This is a genomic window from Nocardia sp. NPDC058497 (assembly GCF_042720195.1).
Taxonomy (GTDB): Bacteria; Actinomycetota; Actinomycetes; order Mycobacteriales; family Mycobacteriaceae; genus Nocardia.
Window position 1 is genome coordinate 1 of record NZ_JBHXMY010000962.1, and the last position, 1404, is coordinate 1404.

The 1404-nt window shown below is 59.0% G+C and carries 2 protein-coding genes; both read right to left on the minus strand.

Annotated features, from left to right (window positions below; all coding sequences use genetic code 11):
- Positions 1 to 202 precede the first annotated feature (202 nt).
- Complete coding sequence (locus tag ACFWPJ_RS32860) at positions 203 to 835, minus strand: ribonuclease D (protein ID WP_378857421.1); 633 nt, start codon at positions 833 to 835, stop codon at positions 203 to 205.
- 18 nt (positions 836 to 853) lie between these two features.
- On the minus strand, positions 854 to 1404 hold a 551-nt coding region (locus tag ACFWPJ_RS32865), incomplete at its 5' end, for a hypothetical protein (protein WP_378857419.1).

Here is a 1404-nt window from a genome sequence, read left to right on the forward strand (position 1 = left end):
GGCGGGTGGGGCTCGAACCCACGACCAGCGGATTATGAGATCAAACACTTTCAGCGCTGTGCTGACCTGCAAGTATGCAGCTCTCCAGCGAGCAAAAGCCCATAATCTATTGGTCTACAACCGAGCTGCAGGCTGAGGTACCGAACGACGCATCACGGTCTTAGGGGAGCCAACCTCCACGGTGAGCGGCTAAACCTCATGCTTAGTACGCATATACGTCTCCTGCACCGAGGATGTCGAGCTCGACGCGACTGGGCAGGAAATCGAAACACCGCTGCAGCAGGCCATCGAGTCCACGTCGCTTTGCCTCACCGATCTCATCTTCGAACAGTGCTGCCAGGTGACGCACATCCTCCGCTGCGTACTCCAACTGCGCGGCCGTCAGTTGCTCTGCGAACCAATCCGAGCGCTGCTGCTCTTTGCTGATCTGAATCCCTAAGCGACGATTCAGGACCTGCATCAGACTGTGGTCTCCACTGTCAAGGCCCGGCTCCAGAATCTTCGAGGCGATCTTCGTGCACGCTACCGATCTCGGCGAGACCAGCCACTGAAAGCCCATGAACCTCAGATCGAACGGCGCATGATGGAAGACCTTGACCACGGTCGGGTCCTCCAGGAGCCTAGCGAGGCGAGTCGGCCGACCCAGGTTGTCACCGAAGCGGACCACCGCAACCTCGCCCTGTGCGGCGACTTGGCAAGTTGCAATGCGGTCCTTCTTCCAGTCGAGACCCGAGGTCTCGATGTCCCAAGCAACCTGTCGCGCAGTCCGACAAAGGCTCAGGAAGCGCTCGTCCAAGTCGAGGTCGAAGAGGGATGTGCTGGAAACACGCTTCATCTCCGTCAAGTGAACCTCCTACGGTGCCAGCACGCTCTGTGCCCTGATGGCTTCGATGTCGTTGTAGACAAACGAGAACAGCGATCCGCCGTCTACCACAAAGGTTGGCACAGAGGTCTGACGTTCTCGGGTGTGCGAGTAGAGGGTGACGACTGCGCGCTGAGTTCCGAACCGATAGCAGCTGTAAACAAGGTCGCCCTTCCGCAGCCACACCTCGACTTGCGTGCCACCCGGTCTGCTCATCGATTTGAAGTCAGCGACCGCCTCGGACACCTTGCTGCGGAGGTCGCCGGGTTCCATGCTGAACCTCAGAGCAAGGTTGCTGATCGTCGCGTCGTCGTTGGGATCAGGGAGGAAGACCCGGATCCGCGCCGAGGGGTTGGCGGCGACCTGCATAATCCGGGCTCGATGGGTATTTCGCCAGGTGCTGGCATAGGCCACGACGATGTCGAGCTTCTGGACATCAGAGAAGAGATCCGACCACATATCGTCGCGCAGATACTGATCGGTGACTCGCTTGATCCCCGAGTTCTGCAGGTCAGTGCTCAGGTTGGCGATCTCCATGATCT

Coding starts and splice junctions, on each gene's coding strand:
- ACFWPJ_RS32860 (WP_378857421.1), bottom strand. CDS start 835: ATGAAGCGTGTTTCCAGCACATCCCTCTTCGACCTCGACTTGGACGAG.